Source organism: Piscinibacter lacus (assembly GCF_016735685.1).
In the GTDB taxonomy this organism is placed as follows: Bacteria; Pseudomonadota; Gammaproteobacteria; order Burkholderiales; family Burkholderiaceae_C; genus Aquariibacter; species Aquariibacter lacus.
Genome location: NZ_JAERRA010000002.1, coordinates 87,600 through 102,833 on the forward strand (window position 1 = coordinate 87,600; position 15,234 = coordinate 102,833).

General features: G+C 73.2%; 14 protein-coding genes. 9 read left to right on the plus strand and 5 right to left on the minus strand.

Features of this window, described 5'->3' with window-relative positions; translation table 11 throughout:
• Positions 1 to 24 precede the first annotated feature (24 nt).
• Both JI742_RS10685 and JI742_RS10690 read right to left on the minus strand, forming a co-directional pair.
• Positions 25 to 654: a response regulator gene (locus JI742_RS10685; RefSeq protein WP_201826719.1), complete on the minus strand. Its 630-nt coding sequence runs from the start codon at positions 652 to 654 to the stop codon at positions 25 to 27.
• Positions 651 to 2,096 (minus strand): sensor histidine kinase, encoded by a 1,446-nt coding sequence (locus JI742_RS10690; RefSeq protein ID WP_201826721.1) that lies wholly within the window; start codon positions 2,094 to 2,096, stop codon positions 651 to 653. The genes JI742_RS10685 and JI742_RS10690 overlap by 4 nt, the downstream gene beginning before the upstream one ends.
• A gap of 578 nt (positions 2,097 to 2,674) precedes the next feature.
• On the opposite strand from JI742_RS10690, the gene JI742_RS10695 reads away from it, so the two are divergent.
• From JI742_RS10695 to JI742_RS10705, 3 genes are all read left to right on the plus strand, one after another.
• Positions 2,675 to 4,549: a methanol/ethanol family PQQ-dependent dehydrogenase gene (locus JI742_RS10695; RefSeq protein WP_201826723.1), complete on the plus strand. Its 1,875-nt coding sequence runs from the start codon at positions 2,675 to 2,677 to the stop codon at positions 4,547 to 4,549.
• A gap of 77 nt (positions 4,550 to 4,626) precedes the next feature.
• The gene (locus JI742_RS10700; protein WP_201826725.1) at positions 4,627 to 5,229 is read left to right on the plus strand and encodes a pentapeptide repeat-containing protein; all 603 of its coding nucleotides are present in this window, start codon (positions 4,627 to 4,629) and stop codon (positions 5,227 to 5,229) included.
• Between the two features lie 4 nt (positions 5,230 to 5,233).
• On the plus strand, positions 5,234 to 5,749 hold the full coding sequence (locus tag JI742_RS10705; RefSeq protein WP_201826727.1) for a c-type cytochrome: 516 nt from the start codon (positions 5,234 to 5,236) through the stop codon (positions 5,747 to 5,749).
• Between the two features lie 22 nt (positions 5,750 to 5,771).
• Here the strand turns inward: JI742_RS10705 and JI742_RS10710 are convergent, their stop codons facing one another.
• From JI742_RS10710 to JI742_RS10720, 3 genes are read right to left on the minus strand one after another with little or no spacing between them, the layout of a single operon-like run.
• Positions 5,772 to 6,389 (minus strand): amino acid kinase family protein, encoded by a 618-nt coding sequence (locus JI742_RS10710; RefSeq protein WP_201826729.1) that lies wholly within the window; start codon positions 6,387 to 6,389, stop codon positions 5,772 to 5,774.
• A 1-nt stretch (position 6,390) separates the two neighbouring features.
• Positions 6,391 to 7,500 carry a hydantoinase/oxoprolinase family protein gene (locus JI742_RS10715; RefSeq protein ID WP_201826731.1) on the minus strand — a complete coding sequence of 370 codons (1,110 nt, stop codon included), beginning with the start codon at positions 7,498 to 7,500 and terminating at the stop codon, positions 6,391 to 6,393.
• The gene (locus JI742_RS10720; RefSeq protein ID WP_201826733.1) at positions 7,494 to 8,528 is read right to left on the minus strand and encodes an ATP-grasp domain-containing protein; all 1,035 of its coding nucleotides are present in this window, start codon (positions 8,526 to 8,528) and stop codon (positions 7,494 to 7,496) included. The genes JI742_RS10715 and JI742_RS10720 overlap by 7 nt, the downstream gene beginning before the upstream one ends.
• A 36-nt stretch (positions 8,529 to 8,564) precedes the next feature.
• On the opposite strand from JI742_RS10720, the gene JI742_RS10725 reads away from it, so the two are divergent.
• From JI742_RS10725 to fae, 6 genes are all read left to right on the plus strand, one after another.
• A complete protein-coding gene (locus JI742_RS10725; protein ID WP_201826735.1) occupies positions 8,565 to 9,326 on the plus strand; it encodes a HisA/HisF-related TIM barrel protein in 762 nt (253 codons plus the stop codon).
• A 340-nt stretch (positions 9,327 to 9,666) separates the two neighbouring features.
• Complete coding sequence (locus tag JI742_RS10730; RefSeq protein WP_201826737.1) at positions 9,667 to 11,007, plus strand: molybdopterin-binding domain-containing protein; 1,341 nt, start codon at positions 9,667 to 9,669, stop codon at positions 11,005 to 11,007.
• On the plus strand, positions 11,004 to 12,707 hold the full coding sequence (locus JI742_RS10735) for a formylmethanofuran dehydrogenase subunit A (RefSeq protein ID WP_201826739.1): 1,704 nt from the start codon (positions 11,004 to 11,006) through the stop codon (positions 12,705 to 12,707). The genes JI742_RS10730 and JI742_RS10735 overlap by 4 nt, the downstream gene beginning before the upstream one ends.
• Positions 12,704 to 13,705, plus strand: coding sequence for a formylmethanofuran--tetrahydromethanopterin N-formyltransferase (gene fhcD, locus JI742_RS10740; protein WP_201826741.1), 1,002 nt, complete (start codon positions 12,704 to 12,706; stop codon positions 13,703 to 13,705). Before JI742_RS10735 ends, fhcD begins: the two co-directional genes overlap by 4 nt.
• Positions 13,702 to 14,562 (plus strand): formylmethanofuran dehydrogenase subunit C, encoded by an 861-nt coding sequence (locus JI742_RS10745; RefSeq protein ID WP_201826743.1) that lies wholly within the window; start codon positions 13,702 to 13,704, stop codon positions 14,560 to 14,562. The genes fhcD and JI742_RS10745 overlap by 4 nt, the downstream gene beginning before the upstream one ends.
• A gap of 130 nt (positions 14,563 to 14,692) precedes the next feature.
• Positions 14,693 to 15,226: a formaldehyde-activating enzyme gene (gene fae / locus JI742_RS10750; RefSeq protein WP_201826745.1), complete on the plus strand. Its 534-nt coding sequence runs from the start codon at positions 14,693 to 14,695 to the stop codon at positions 15,224 to 15,226.
• Positions 15,227 to 15,234: the final 8 nt, after the last annotated feature.

The window sequence follows — 15,234 nt, forward strand, 5'->3', positions numbered from 1 at the left end:
GGCCGGCCCTTTTTTTCATGGTGCTCAGAGCTGCACCAGGCCGTAGCGGGCGGCAAGCCGCAGCAACTGGAAGTCGCTGGGCGCATCCAGCTTGCGGCGGATCAGCGACATGGTGTTGAACACCGTCTTCTCGCTGAGCTTGAGCGAGGCCGCGATGCTGCGGATCGCATGGCCCTCCACCGCGAGGCGCAGCACCTCGAACTCGCGCGGCGTGAGCTGGGCCAGCGGGCCACGGCCCTCGGCCGTCTCGCCCAGCACGCTGTACGTCACATCGGCCGAGAACACGCGCCGGCCCTGCGCCACCTCGCGCACGGCGTCCAGCATGCGGGCCGGGTCGCTGTCCTTGGTCAGGTAGCCCAGGGCACCGGCCCGCAGGGCTTGCAGGGCATAGCCGCTGTGGGCATGCATGGTGAAGACCAGCACCTTCAGGCCCGGCACCCGGGCGCGCATGCGGCGCACGGCCTCCAGGCCGCTGTCGTCCTTCAGGCTCAGGTCGACCACGGCAACATCGACCACATGATGGCGCAGCGCCTCGCAGGCCTGGGCCGAGCCCGAGGCCTCGGCGACCACGCTCATGTCGGGCTCGGCATCGATGAGCTGGCGGTAGCCGGCGCGGACGACCGCATGGTCGTCGAGCAGCAGCACATGGATCACGTCAACACTCCTTCCAAGGGCCAGGCGTCCGCGTCCTCTTCAGGCGCGTCGACGGCCGTCATGCAGGGCACCGACAGCGTCAGTGCCAAGCCCGGGCGGCCCGGCGGGCCGCCTGCGGGTGCGAGATCAAGCCGGCCGCCGACGCGGGCCGCCCGCTCACGCATGGCGAGCAGGCCGGTGCCCTCATTGCCCGGTCCGTCCGGTGGCAGGCCGCAGCCGTTGTCGACGATGTGCAGCCGCACCTGCCCGCCGCCCGGCGCCGCCAGGTGGATGCGCAGCGCGCGGGCCTGGCTGTGGCGGAAGGCATTGGTCAGGCCCTCCTGCAGGCCGCGGTAAAGCACCAGCACGGCCTCGTCGTCGATCGGCGGCAGGGGCTCGTCGAGTTGCAGCGCGATGTCCACCTCGGGGCAGCGCGCGCGCCAGTGCTCGACCAGCAAGGCCAGCTCGTCGGGCAGGCCGGCCGCGCTCAGGCCGTGCGGGCGCAGTTGCGAGAGCAGTTGGCGCAGTTGCTGGCTGACGCAGCGCAGCTCGGCCTGCAGCGCCTCGGCGCTGGCCTGCACGCGGGCCGGCGAGAGCTTGTCGGCATGGCGTTGCAGCAGCGCGACCTGGGCGGCCATGCCGGTCAGGTGCTGGCCCAGCTCGTCGTGCAGGTCGCGGGCCAGGGCGCGGCGCTCTTCCTCCTGCAGGCCGATCAGGCGCTGCGTCAGGCGCTGCTGGGCGCGGTGGGCCTGGCCCAAGCGCAGGGCCATGTGCTCGATGCCCTCGGCGATCGCCGCGTACTCGCGCAGGCGGAAGCGGCCGAAGCCCGGGCTGGCCGCGCCCCCTTCCAGCCGGATCAGGCCGGCGCAAAGCTCGCGCGCCGGGGCCAGGGCGCGGGCCACGATGACGCCGACGCCGGCCATCATGCCCAGGCCGATCAGCAGCCAGGCCAGCAGCAGCGGCAGGCTGTCGTCGACGATCTCCTCGATCTCGGCATGCGGGTCGGGCGAGAGCAGCAGCAGCCGGTCGCCGACCGGAATGCGATGGCTCAGCGCCGGCGCCGCCGCGGCCTCGACCATACCGAGCTTGCGGCCCAGCCAGACCGCAGGACCGGTCGGCGGTTCAGGCGGCTGGACGTCGCGGGCCAGCGGCCCCTCCACCTCGGGCGGGGCCTCGGGCCCCTGCGGCGCCCAGCGCACCAGCAGGTGCCGAACCCGCTCCGACTCGACCAGGGCATTGAGCCGGGCCAGGGGCTCGGGCCGCGGGTCGACATGGGCCTCGCCCGCGAGAATCAGCAGCTCGGTCAAGGCATGGGCGCCGGCCGATTCCTCGGCCACGCCCCGGCGCAGAGTGAAGGCCGTGAGCAGCAGCGCAATCCCCAGCCACAGCAGCGCGCCCAGCCCCAGCCAGGCCATCAGGCGGGCGCGCAAGTCCAGCGGCGGCAGGGGAAGGGAGGGGCTCATGGGCGATGCACGGCGCGGGGCGCAGGGACGGGTCGCCATGGTCGGCGCGGCTGCGGCCGATCGATAGGGAACCCTTCCCGAGCCGCTCGGGTGAGTCTCCCGAGACGCTTGCCGGACCGCTCCCTAAACTGAAGTTGTCTTGCATCAACACGGTTTCTGAATTCCCTCCGGAAACTGCGCCGACGCCGGATGTCTTCGTGGGGTTACTCGGCCTTCAAGCCGCAAGTCACCTTTTCAGGCCACCGCTTGCGGTGGCCTTTTTCTTGGCCGCTTGATTTCGCCCAGGCCGCGCTCGCAGGCGGCCCGGAGCGCCGTTGTGGCAGCTGGACCGATCCCTGCCACCCGGCCACGGGCCTCGATGTGCGGGACTGGAGCAGTCCCAGGCAAGGCTCCCGGGCGGGCGGGATGTCTTCCTGCTCCAGGCAGAAGGCTTCCCGGCAACGGCGGGCGAGCTTCACGGCCCCGCCGCGCGATCCCCCGGGGACAGCGATGCGAACCCGATTCCTAGACTGGCTCGGCGTCGAAACATGCGATGCCTGAGCCACGAGAAACTATTTTTGAAATCGAGGAGTTCCATCATGCGAGTCACGCAAAACCCTTTCCGCCTGCGCGCCCTGACGCTCGCGCTGGGCCTGGCAGGCGCCACGCTGGCCCTGCCGGCCCTGGCGGTCAAGCCGGTCGCTTGGGACGACCTGGCCAACGACCACAAGACCACCAGCGATGTGTTGAGCTACGGCCTGGGCCTCAAGGCCCAGCGGCACAGCCCGCTGAAGACGATCAACACCAAGAATGTCAGCAAGCTGGTCCCGGCCTGGTCCTTCTCGTACGGCGGCGAGAAGCAGCGCGGCCAGGAAGGGCAGGTGCTGGTGCATGACGGCGTGATGTACGTCACCGCGTCCTACTCGCGCTTCTACGCACTCGACGCCAAGACCGGCAAGCAGCTTTGGGCCTACGAGCACCGCCTGCCCGAGGACATCCGGCCCTGCTGCGACGTCGTCAACCGCGGCCCGGCCATCTACGGCGACAAGGTCTTCTTCGGCACCCTGGACGCGAGCATCGTCGCCCTGGACCGCGCGACCGGCAAGGTGGTGTGGAAGGAGAAGTTCGCCGACCACAAGGTGGGCTACACCATGACCGGCGCGCCCTTCGTGGTGAAGGACAAGAAGACCGGCAAGGTGCTTCTGGTGCACGGCTCCTCGGGCGACGAGTTCGGCGTGGTGGGCAAGCTCTTCGCCCGCAACGTGGACACCGGCGAGGAGGTCTGGATGCGCCCGCTGGTCGAAGGCCATGTCGGTCGCCTGAACGGCAAGGATAGCGTGCCGACCGGCGATCCCAAGGCCCCGACCTGGCCGGATGATCCCAACTCCAAGACCGGCAAGGTCGAGGCCTGGGCCCAAGGCGGCGGCGCCCCGTGGCAGACCGCGACCTTCGATGTCGAGACCAACACCATCGTCGTCGGCACCGGCAACCCGGCACCGTGGAACACCTGGAAGCGCACCGGCGCCGACAAGAAGCCGCTGAACTGGCCCAGCCTCTACACCTCGGGCCAGGCTTACATCGACGCCTCGACCGGCGAGCTCAAGGGCTTCTTCTCGCACACCCCGAACGACGCCTGGGACTTCTCGGGCAACAACTCGGTGCTGCTCTTCGAATACAAGGACTCGAAGACCGGCAAGCTGGTCAAGGCCTCGGCCCATGCCGACCGCAATGGCTACTTCTTCGTGACCGACCGCGAGAAGCTGGCGGCGGGTGGCGGTCATCCCTGGAAGCAGAACGCCATCATTGGCGCCTGGCCTTTCGTGGACGGCATCACCTGGACCAAGGGCTTCAACCTGAAGACCGGCATGCCCGAGGTGCCGATGGAGCAGTACCCGCCGGAGCCGAAGCCGGGCGCCGACAAGGGCGACTCGATCTTCGTGTCGCCGCCCTTCCTCGGCGGCACCAACTGGATGCCGATGGCCTACAGCCCGGAGACCGAGCTGTTCTACATCCCCGCCAACCACTGGGCGATGGACTACTGGTCCGAGAACGTGACCTACAAGGCTGGCGCGGCCTACCTGGGCCAGGGCTTCCGCATCAAGCGCCTGTTCGATGACCACGTCGGCGTGCTGCGCGCGATCGACCCGAAGACCGGCAAGATCGCCTGGGAGCACAAGGAGAAGCTGCCGCTGTGGGCCGGCACGGTCACCACCGCGGGCGGCCTGCTCTTCACCGGCACCTCGGACGGCTATGTGAAGGCCTTCGACGCCAAGAACGGCAAGGAGCTGTGGAAGTTCCAGACCGGCTCGGGCGTGGTCTCGGTGCCGGTCACCTGGGAACAGGGCGGCGAGCAGTACGTGGCCATCCAGTCGGGCTATGGCGGCGCGGTGCCGCTGTGGGGCGGCGACATGGCCGAGCTGACCAAGACCGTCACCCAGGGCGGCGCGATGTGGGTCTTCAAGCTGCCGAAGTGACCGCGCGCGGCGCTTGATGTCCCGAGGGGTCGGCGCGCTCGCGCCGACCCCTTCGTCTTCCCTCACGAGCTGTCCCCATGACTGCCCTTCCCAAGTTCGCCGCCGCGCTGGCCCTGATCAGCGCGCTGGGCGCGGACCCGCTCCACGCCATCGGCGCCGAGACCGAGGTCAAGCCCCCGAAAGACCACTACCACAAGGGCTGCGGCATCTGGCCGCGCATGCGCTGCCCGGGCGCCGACCTGCGCGGGCTCGACCTGTCCACCCGCAATCTGGCCGGGGCCGATCTGCGCGGGGCCGACCTGCGCGGGGCCGACCTGAGCCTGGCCAACCTGGCCGGCGCCAACCTCGACGGAGCCGACCTCAGCGGCGCCAACCTGAGCAAGGTCAATGCGCCAGCCACCTCCTTCAAGGGCGCACGCTTCGTCGGGGCGAACCTCGAGCATGCCCGCCTGATGCGTTCGGACTTCCGCGATGCCGACTTCACGCGGGCCAATATGGAAGTGGCCCGCGGCATGTACGCCTGGTTCGTCGGCGCGAAGTTCATCGAGACGAACCTGCAAGAGGCCAAGTTCAACTCGGCCAATTTCGCCAAGGCGACGATGCGCGACACCGTGTTGCGCTTCACGATCTTCCCCGGTGCCTTCTTCGAAGGCTGCACCGGTTGCCCGGAAGGCTGGTGACCCCATGACGCTCCCCCTGATCAAGCGACTGCAAGCCCTGGCCGCCACGGTCCTGCTGGGCCTGGGCTGCAGCCTGAGCCTCGCGACCGAAGCGCCGCCGACCCCGCCCGCCGCGCTGCTCAAGGACCTGCCGCCGCTGGGCGAGACCTGGCGGGTCGACAACCCCTACCGCGGCGATGCCCGGGTGGCCGCCATCGGCCGCAGCCTCTACAACGAGTCCTGCGCCCGCTGCCACGGCCCGGAGGGCGACGCGACCCGCTACGTCGGCAACGACCTGCGCATGCTCGACATCTACTGCCACCGGCGGATCGAGGACCCGGCGGTGCGCGCCCACTGCGTGCGCGACAACGACGACTTCTTCAAGCTTTCGGTGCTGGAGGGCAAGCGCCGCGCGGGCGTGACGCACATGCCGGCCTGGAAGGATGTGCTGTCGCAGGAAGCGATCTGGGCCATCCGGACCTTCCTCGAAAGCCGCCGGCCTGCCAAGGGCGACAAGCTGCCTTCGGGCGCCGGGGGCTGAGCCCCGGCGCGCCGGACGCGACTCAGGCCACCAAGCCGCAAAGCCCGGCGCGCAGGCGCTCGGGCTCAGTGCGTGAGATCAGCTCGATCGGGAAGGGCGCGCCGCGCGCGGCCTGGGGGAAGGCGCGGTCGAGCACGCCGGCCGCGCTGAGCGCGTCCAGGTCCAGCGGCGGCGGCGGCACCGGGCAGCTCTTGACCAGCACCAGGCGCTCGGCATGCAGGCGCAGGGCCAGGCGCAGGGCCAGGGTGTCGGCGCTGCTGTCCCAGGCGGTCAGCGGCGGCTCGGGACGCTCGCGCAGCAGCTCGAAGGGCAGCCAGACGGCAACCCGGCCCTGGCACAGCGCCGGGCGCAGCTCGGCCTCGCGCTGCGCCAGGCTCATGGTCCGAGCCAGGGCGGGCTGGCGCGTGGCCAGCAGGGCATGCAGCATCAGGCCGGTCTGGCACATGGCGAGCACGGCCATGTTGTGCGCGGTCAAGTCATCGTGGCCCCAGTGGCGCTGGTGGCGGCGCACCTCGTCGGCGAAGCCGCCGCCACCGGGCACCAGGATGACCCGGCCGCCGCCCTGGGCGGCGATCAGCTCCAGCCAGTCCGGCAGGGCCGGGTCCAGGTTCAGGCTGCCACCGAGCTTGACGACCCACATCTCAGTTCTCCTCGTCCCCAAGGGCCAACCGCGCCACCGCCAGGCTGGGCGCGGCGACGCCGGCCCAGGCTGCTTCTCCGGCCAGTGGCGGCGCGCCGGCCGGCCAGGGCTGCGGCCCGTCCGCGGCCAGGCGCCACAGCGGGCGGCCGCGCGCCGCGGCCAGCGCCTGGGCCAGAAAGGCGCCGCAGCCGGCCGCCACGATCGGCGCCTGCGGCGGCAGGCCGTGGGCCGAGACCAGGGCATCGAGCGGCCCGGCCAGGCGTTCGATCTGGCGGGCGCGAAAGGCGGCGGCCAAGGCCTGCCAGGCCTCGGCCGGCAGCTCGGCCGCATCGCGCCCGACCATGCGGGCCAGGCGCTGGCGGCTGCCGGCGGCATCCTTGGTGCCGCCGTCGGCGGGGGGCTGCTGGTCGTGGGCCGGATCGAGCATGCCGAGCAGGCGATAGACATCGGCCGTGGTCGCGAAGAACTCGTTCATCAACCCGGTCTCGCGGCCATCCACCGGCAGGCTGGGCCCCAGCGCGCACAGCGGCGTGCGCACCACGCCCTGGTAGACCAGGGCGCCGCTGTGCAGGCGATCGGCATCGCTGGCGCCGGCCTCCATCACGCAGCCGGCGCGCAGCACGATCAGGTCGCTGGTCGTGCTGCCCACGTCGATCAGCAGGGCCTCGGGCAAGCTGCGCGCCACCCAGGCGGCCGTGGCCTGCCAGTTGGCCGAGGCCACCTCGGCCCAGCGCCGGCCGGCATCCGACGGAAGGCACCAGCGCCCGTCCGGCCCCTCGCCGGCATAGACGCGCAGCGGGCCGCGCAGACGGGCGACCAGATGACCCACCAGGGCCTGCACGCCCGCGGCACGGTCCGGGAAGGCATCGACCATCTCGCCGCTCATGGTCAGGGCATGGGCGCCCTCGGGCAGATCGGGCCAGCGCATGCAGGCTGCGTCGAGGGCGACATCCAGCGCGGCCAGGCCGGTCCACAGCGGGCAGGGCCACTGGCCGACCTCGACCCGGCCGGCCGCATCGAGCCGGGCGATCTTGAGGTGGGCACCGCCCACGTCCCAGCCGTGCAGGGCGCGACGCGGCGCGGTGCGTGCGGCCGGGGCGCGGCTCAGCATGCGGCCCCCTCCGCCTTGGGCTGGCGGGTCCCGGGCAGCGCCTCGGGGCCCAGGCCGAAATCGGCCAGCATGGCGCGCAGCAGCGCGCGGCGCCGGGCGGGCGGCAGGCTGACGTAGGCGCTGGTCAGGCGCGGGTTCAGCTCCAGGCCCACCAGGCCGTGCTGCGGCGAGAGCACGGCATCGATGCCGACGAAGCCGGCCAGGCCCGGCAGGGCCGCCACCGCCCGGGCGGCCCAGCCGGCCCAGGCCGGGCGGCGCGGGTCGGCATCGAGTGCGCCGCTGTCGACCGGGCCCAGCTCGGCCACGTCCCGGCCGCCGGCCGACCGCCAGTGCAGGCGCTGGCGGTTGCAGGCCAGCAGCTCAGGCGCGCCGCCGCCGGGCGGCACGCGCAGCGAGAAGCTCAGGGCCTCGCCCGCGATCCAGGGCTCGACGCGCACCGCCTCGCCGGCCGCGCGGCGCCGGGCGGCCTCGGCCTCGGCCGCTGCGCGATGGGGGTGGCGGTGGGTGTGCAGGCCGCCGGCGCCGTCCTCGGGCTTGACGATCCAGGGCGCATCGGCCGGGGCCTGATCCGGCGCGGGCGTGTGGAGGCCGGCGGCGGCCCAGGCCGCCAGGGTCAGGCCCTTGGATGTGGCGCGGCGGATGGCCTCGGGCCTGGAGCCGATCCAGCGCGCCCGGCCGGCGGCGGCCACCGCCTCGGCCCAGGCGAGCAGCTCGCCGCCGCATTCGGGCGCGATGGCCCAGACGGCGTCGTGGCGGCGGGCGGCGTCGCACAGCCGGGCGAGCGGCGTGGCGCCCGGCTGCGGCGCCTCGCCGCCGGGGCGCGGGGCTTCGTCGGGCCCCAGGGCCAGGGTTAGATGCAGGCCGGGCAGGGTGGCGAGGTCGGCCGCCAGGGTGTCGCGCATCGCGCGGCCCTCGGCCTGCATCGCGATCTCATCGGGCCCCGCGCCGGCGGGCAGGCCGGCGGCGCTCAGCGCCTCGTGCAGCCAGAGCCGGGCCGGCGCGGCGGCGGGCGGATGTGGGCCGCTCACGGCCGCCCCCCGGCGCGGCTGCGGTAGGGTCGGGCCATGAGCCCGCCGCTGCGCCTGATTCCCGTGCTGGACCTGCGCGCCGGCCAGGTGGTGCGGGCGCGGCGTGGCGAACGCGCGTCGTACCAGCCGCTCAGCGGCTCGGCCCTGGGCGCCGGGCCCGAGCCGCTGGACTGCGCCCAGCGCCTGCTGGCCGCCTGCGCCAGCCGCGTGCTGTACCTGGCCGACCTGGATGCCCTGCAAGGCGGCGCGCCGCAGACCGCCGTGATCGCCCGCCTGCTGCGCGCCCTGCCCGGCCTGACGCTGTGGCTGGACGCCGGCTTGCGCCGGCCGGCCGATCTGCAAGCCCTGGCCGAGACCTTGGGCTGCCCGCTGGCGGCCGGCGCCCCGCTGGACGCGAATGCCAGCCCCGGCCTGCGGCCGGTCTGGGCCAGCGAGGCCTTGTCCGATGCCGCCGCCTTGCAAGCCGCGCTGCCCGATGCGGCCGCACGCACGACCGGCCTGCTTTCGCTCGACCGGCGCGGCGACCTACCGCTGGACCCGGCCGGCTGCTGGGACCGGCCCGAAGCCTGGCCCGACAGCCTGATCCTGATGACGCTGGAGCGCGTCGGCAGCGGCGAGGGCCCGGACCTGGCCCTGCTGCGCCGGCTGCGCGCCGCCGTGCCCGGCAAATGCTGGATCGGCGCCGGCGGCCTGCGCGGCCCGGCCGATGCCGAGGAAGCCGCCGCCGCTGGCGCCTCGGCCTGGCTGGTCGCCTCGGCCCTGCATGAGGGCCGCCTGGGCGGGCTCGCAAGGGCGTGAAGGGCAGGGAAGTCGGGCACCATGGGACGGCTGAATCAGGAAGCGTGCCGGGCGATGCTGCCCCCGCGCGACCGGACCCCGAGTGGACCGTGCCGGCCCGGGGGACGCATCGGGGTAAAACTCCCGGGTGGCGTGGGGCGCAGGGGCAAGAATCCAGGCCGCGCAAGGCCGGCGGGCGGCGGCCACAGCCCGCCGTCGCGGTCGCCCGAGCGGCTCAGCCTGCGCCGGCCGGGAGACGGAGGGTGACAGCCCGTCTCTGCCCCGGCCGCTGCCGGGGCGCACCCGCCCCGGCCACAGGCTCCGACGGCCGGGCACATCGCTTGCGAACCTTCCTCCCTCGATGAGCACCTCCTCCCCCACCCCCCTGCCGGCCGCTGGCTGGGTCAGCCCCTGGACGGCGCTGCTCGATGCCGACCAGCGCCTGGCCCGCGCCGCCGACGGCACGCTCGCCCTGGCTGCCGACACGCCCGCGCCCTGCCCCCTCACTGCCGCCGCCCTGGCCCTGCGCGCCGCGCGCCGCGATGCGCCGCGCATGCCCACGCTCGACGGCCAGCCGCTCGATAGCGCCACCGCCCACGCCACCGCCGCGCGCTGGCTGGCCCAGGCGCAGCAGCCGCTGATCACCGGCCTGGCCGCCGATGTGGACGGCCAGCGCGCGCTGTTCCGCCTGGCGGCGGCCTGCGGCGCGATCAGCGACCCGGTCGGCGGCGCCACCTGGGCCGAGGCCCTGATGGCCCTGCAGGACCGCGGCCAGTTCACCACCACCCTGTCGGAAGTGCGCGAGCGGGCCGACCTGGTCCTCTTCCTCGGCAGCACGCCCGAGGCGCGGCTGCCCTCCTTCCTGCGCCGCGCCGGCCTGGACGGCGCGCCCAGCCGGGCCGCCCACCCCGGCTCGGCCTGCCCGGTGCCTGCCGGCCGCAGGCTGCGGGTGCTGGGTGCGCCGGCGGGCGAGGCGCTGGCCGCCCTCGGCGCCACGGCGATCGACGGCCTGGACCTGTTCGGCGCCCTGGCCCAGCTCAATGCCCTGGCCGCCGGCCGCGTGGCGCGCGATGCCGACCCCGCCCTGCACGCGCTGGCGGCCGAGCTGCATGCGGCGCAGTACGCGGTGCTGGTCTATGAACCGTCCAAGCTGCCGGCCCAGGGCGGCCTGCTGATCGAGGGCGTGCAGCGCCTGGTCGGCACGCTCAATGCCAAGGGCCGCGCGGCCAGCCTGCCGCTCTCGGGCCACCATGGCCTGGCCACCGCGCACTATGCGCACACTTGGCTCAGCGGCCTGCCGCTGCGCACCCGCGTCGGCCCCCTGGGCCTGGAGCATGAGCCGCGCCGGCACGATGCGGCCCGCCTGATCGCCACCGGCGGCGCCGACCTGCTGCTGTGGGTGGCCGCCTTCGGCAACGAACCGGCCGCGCCGGCCGCCGCCGGCCTGCCGCGCATCGCCCTGGTGCCGCCCGGCGCGCCGGTGCCCGAGGGCACGGGGCCGCTGCTGGTGATCCCGGTCGGCACGCCCGGCCTGGACCATGCCGGCCACCTCTTCCGCAGCGAGGGCACGACCGTGCTGCACCTGCCGGCCGGCGACCCGAGCGAACTGCCCGCGGTCGGCACCGTCGTCGCGGCCGTCGCCGAGGCGATGGCCGGCGCGCCCGCCCCCTCTTCCCCGCACGCAGCCAAGGCCCCCGCATGAGCGCGTCCTCCCCCACGATCCGCATCACCGGCGCACGCGTCGTCGATCCGGCCCGGCCCGGTGCCAGCGCCGTGCGCGAGGTCGGCATCCAGGACGGCCGCCTGGTCGAGCTGCCCGCCGGCCAGCCGGCCGACCAGACCATCGACGCCAGCGGCCACACCCTGATGGCCGGCGGCATCGACCTGCACAGCCACATCGGCGGCGGCAAGGTCAACCTGGCCCGCCTGCTGCTGCCCGAGGACCACCGCGGCAACTTCGAGCCCCTGCCCCTGCCCGAGAACGCGCTGGAGCTGCCCTCCTGCGGCACCTGCACCCCCGGCACGCTGGCCACCGGCTACCGCTATGTGGAGATGGGCTACACGGCCGCCTTCGAGCCGGCCATGATGGCCGCCAATGCGCGCCACACCCATCTGGAGATGGGCGACACGCCCATCCTGGACCACGGCGCCTATGTGATGCTCGGCAACGACGAGCTCTTCCTGCGCCTGCTGGCCGAGGGCCGCGACTTCGAGACGATCCGCGACTACGTCGGCTGGACGATGAACGCCAGCAAGGCCCTGGGCGTGAAGGTGGTCAATCCGGGCGGCATCTCGGCCTTCAAGTTCAACCAGCGCAAGCTGGACGTGGACGAGGGCCACCGCCACTGGCAGGTCACGCCGCGCCAGGTGGTGCAGACCCTGGCCCGCGCCCTGCACGAGCTGAAGGTGCCGCATCCGCTGCACATCCACGGCAGCAACCTGGGCGTGGCCGGCAACATCGAATCGACCCTGGCCACCATCGACGCGCTGGAGGGCCTGCCCGGCCACCTGACGCACATCCAGTTCCACAGCTACGGGACCGAGGGGCCGAAGAAGTTCTCCTCCGCCGCGCTGCGGCTGGCCGAGGCGGTCAACCGGCACAAGAACATCAGCATCGACGTCGGCCAGATCATGTTCGGCCAGACGGTGACCGCCTCGGGCGACACCATGCGCCAGCATGCCAATGCCGGCCTGGCCGACCCGCGCAAGTGGATCGGCGCCGACATGGAGGGCGAGGCCGGCTGCGGCGTCGTGCCCTTCAAGTACCGCGAGCAGAGCTATGTGAACGCCCTGCAATGGGTGGTGGGGCTGGAGATCTTCCTCAGCGTCGAGGACCCCTGGCGCGTGGTGCTGACCACCGACCATCCCAACGGCGGCCCCTTCACCAGCTACCCGCACCTGATCCGCCTGCTGATGGACCGCGCCTTCCGAGAGGAGCAGCTTGCCAAGCTGCACCCGGAGGTGGCTGCGAACTGCGCGCTCAAGGAAATGAAGCGCGAGCTGACGCTCGAAGAGATCGCCATCATGACCCGCAGCGGCCCGGCCCGCCTGCTGGGCCTGAAGGACCGCGGGCATGTGGGCGTGGGCGGCGCCGCCGACTTGGCGATCTACCGCGACGACGCCAACCCCGAGACCATGTTCCGCACGCCGGCCTGGGTCTTCAAGGACGGGCTGCTGGTGGCGCGCGAGGGGCGCATCGTCGCAGCACCCGCGGGCGGCACCCACTTCGTCGAGCCCGAGTTCGACCGCAGCATCGAGAAGACGCTGCGCGCCCACTGGCAGGACCATCAGAGCACCGAGCTGGAGGGCGTGCCCATCGGCCATGACGAGCTCTGCGCCTGCTGCCGCGGCGGCCGGCTGCTGCCGGTCGAGTGCTTCAACCTTCAGGAGGCCGGCGCATGAGCGAGGCCCAGACCCCCGTGACGGCTGCGGCCGCGCCCTTGATCGCACCCCTCGTTGTGAACGGCGTCAGCATCGACGAGAGCTTCGCCGAAGCCTTCCCGATGCGCGCCACGCGCCTGATCGTCACCGCGCACAACGCCACCTGGGCGATGCATGCGGGTGCCGCTGCCACCGGCTTCGCGACCAGCGTGATCGCCTGCGGCGCCGAGGCCGGCATCGAGCGCGTGCTCGGCCCCGACGAGACGCCCGACGGCCGGCCCGGCCTGGCCTTGCTGATCTTCGCGATGAGCAGCAAGGAACTCGCCAAGCAGCTTGAGCGCCGCGTCGGCCAGTGCGTGCTGACCTGCCCGACCACGGCCGTGTATGCCGGCCTGCCGATGGACGCCAGCGCCGACACCCTGCCGCTGGGCAAGAACCTGCGCTTCTTCGGCGACGGCTGGCAGATCAGCAAGATGATCGACGGCGTTCGCTACTGGCGCATCCCGGTGATGGACGGCGAATTCGTCGCGCAAGAAACCACGCCGATGCTGCGTGCGGTGGGCGGCGGCAACCTGCTGTTCTGCTGCACCGGCACCGACGAGGCCCTGGCCGTGTCCGAGGCCGCCGTGGCCGCGATGAAGGCCGTGCCCGGCGTGATCATGCCCTTCCCCGGCGGCGTCGTGCGCTCGGGCTCCAAGGTCGGCAGCAAGTACCCGGCGCTCGGCGCCTCGACCAACGATGCCTACTGCCCGGCCCTGATCGGCCTGGCGAAAAAGACCGAGCTGACGCCCGAGGTGCGCTGCGTGATGGAGATCGTGATCGACGGCCTGAGCGAGGCCGCCGTCGCCCAGGCCATGCGCGTGGGCATGCAGACCGCGGTGGACCACGGCGCCGCACGCGGCGTGCTGCGCATCGCGGCGGGCAACTACGGCGGCAAGCTGGGGCCCTACCTCTTCCACCTGCGCAAGATCTGGCACGAAGGCGCGCCCGGCGCGGCCGGACAAGGAGCGCGCGCATGAGCCGCATCACCCTGAGCCCGCGCCAGGCCCCCGCCGACGACACCGGCCTGCGCCTGGACCTGCGCCGCATCCACCCCGCCGCCTGCGCCGGCCTGGATGCCGCCGGCATTGCCGCCCTGCCCGTCTGGCAAGGCCGGCAGGCCGCCGCGCTGGGCGATTTCTTCGACATCACCCTGGCCGATGACGGCCGGCCCGAGCCCACCTTGGTGGTGGCGGGCGGCGCCGCCCGCTGCGACCGCCTGGGCTGGTGCATGGACGGCGGCACGCTGCTCGTGCACGGCGATGCGGGCGACTTCTTCGCCGCCGGCCTGCTGAGCGGCCGCGTCACCCTGCACGGCTCGGCCGGCCTGCAGGCCGCGATGGGCCTGCGCGGTGGCAGCCTGGTCGTGCACGGCAACCTGGGCGACTACGCCGCCGGCGCCCTGCCCGGCGCGATGGACGGGGTGCGCGGCGGCGTGATCGTCGTGCACGGCTCGGTCGGCTCGCGCTTTGGCGACCGCATGCGGCGCGGCGTGGCCATCGTCGGCGGCGATGCGGGCGATTTCTTCGCCTCGCGCCTGGTCGCCGGCACCCTGGCCCTGGGCGGCCGGGCCGGCGCCCATGCCGGCTACGGCCAGCGCCGTGGCAGCCTGCTGTTTGCCGGCCCGGCGCCGATACCGCCCGCCACCTTCGTGCCCACCCGGCACACGGCGGACGTGGCCTGGCAGCTCATCGCCCGCGACGTGGCACGACTGGCCCGGGCCCATGGCCTGGACGCGGCCTCGCCGATCCATGCCCTGCCGCAGCGCAAGCCCAGCCGCTGGGCCGGCGACACCGCCGCCGACGGCCGCGGCGAATGGTGGCTGGCCGGGGCCTGAAGCCCGGCGCCGAGCCCCCCTTTCCCGGACAGGCCCTGCCCCGCGCGGGTGGGGCCCGGTCCCTTATGCTGCCGCCCCGTCGGGGCAGGCCGCTCATTCCCCCGCCCCCTGAACCGCCCCTGGAGACCCCATGAGCCAGCCCTACACCTTCCACGCCGGTGAAGCCACCGTCCTGGCCGCCGACGGCCAGTTCACCGATGCGATGCCCGAGATCCTGATCGGCCGCACCGACGGCCCGGTCGGCGCCGCCTTCGCGAACATGATGGCCCAGAGCAAGGGCCACACCGCCATGTTCGCCATCCGCGCCTGCAACCAGATGGTCCGCCCGGCGACCATCACCGTGCCCAAGGTCACGCTCAAGGACAGCGCCAACATCGACCTCTTCGGCGGCGTGGTGCAGGCCGCCACCGCCGATGCGGTGATCGACTGCGTGATCGAAGGCGTGATCCCCAAGGACGTGGCCAACGAGCTGTGCATCATCAGCCTGGTCTGGATCGATCCGCGCTGTGCCAAGGACCCGAACCTGGACAAGAAGGACATGTACCGCACGAACTACGAGGCCACCAAGCTGGCCATCCGTCGTGCCCTGCACAACGAGCCCTCGATCGACGAGCTGATCGCGAACCGCCACGCCATCAAGCACGACATGGACGACTGGTCCTGATCCGCCGC